1 protein-coding gene is annotated in these 872 nt (G+C 43.9%); it reads left to right on the forward strand.

The features are described from left to right. Positions 1–432 precede the first annotated feature (432 nt). A complete protein-coding gene (locus WYK_RS06400) occupies positions 433–870 on the forward strand; it encodes a DUF308 domain-containing protein (protein ID WP_051387354.1) in 438 nt (145 codons plus the stop codon). The last annotated feature ends 2 nt before the right edge of the window (positions 871–872 follow it).

The following is an 872-nucleotide window of genomic DNA, read 5'->3' on the forward strand; positions in this document are numbered from 1 at the left end:
GCTGATCCCTGGAAAGTAAAAAGAGAAAGATACCCTATTTTTCAAAAGCCCCCACGCCGCATAGGTGGATGGGTCGAATGATTGGTAGAAAGGGACGAATAAACCTAAGTTTGGGACGAATCCATCTAAGTATGGGCCGAATAAATCGAGGAAAGGGACGAATCCAGCCAAGGTTAACCAAAAATACAAGCAAATCATGATGCCGAACAGGCAAATCCATCAAAGATTAACTGGTCTTCCCCTAAAATTTGTCTTTTTTACATAGCCCCGAACAAGCGTGGATAGCAAATGTTAAGGTTTCCGGACAAATCTCGCCTAGGTAGAGCTCATTTGTTAGATTTATCCTTCTTGCGTAATTATTTTGGCGTTGTTTTTTGGATGAATGACAAAGACTAATAAGGCTCCTATTACTTGAAAGTGAGGGATGCTCCAATGGCTGATGATCGTTATTCGGATCGTGATAATGTGACGAAGGATAGTAAGCCGGAATCGATGCGTGTCGGGGCTGACGAAAAGCAGGCTCGAGCGTATAGAAATGAGAATCTCCTGGTTCGGAGCCCTGAAGAACAAATCCAGTATCGAGAAGAAAATGCAGCAGATTTTGCTGCACCAAAGCCGCTCAGGGGCCGTGCCAACCAAAATGAGCCGTATGCAATTGATGGAGATGAAACAGGAGGGAGAGGCATTGGTATTACTGCCTTAATTGTCTCTATCCTCTCTCTGTTTATCTTGCCGCTTTTAATGGGGATAGCGGGAGTTATTATTGGAGTCGTTGCACGAGGTAAGGGAGCAAAGAGTTTAGGTACTTGGGCGATAATTATTGGTGCTCTTTCGATTGTCATAAGCATATTCATCCTGCCGTTCTTTTGAAC

Origin of the sequence: Peribacillus psychrosaccharolyticus ATCC 23296 (assembly GCF_000305495.1) — a bacterium.
Lineage (GTDB): Bacteria > Bacillota > Bacilli > Bacillales > DSM-1321 > Peribacillus > Peribacillus psychrosaccharolyticus.

Coding starts and splice junctions, on each gene's coding strand:
- WYK_RS06400 (WP_051387354.1), top strand. CDS start 433: ATGGCTGATGATCGTTATTCGGATCGTGATAATGTGACGAAGGATAGT.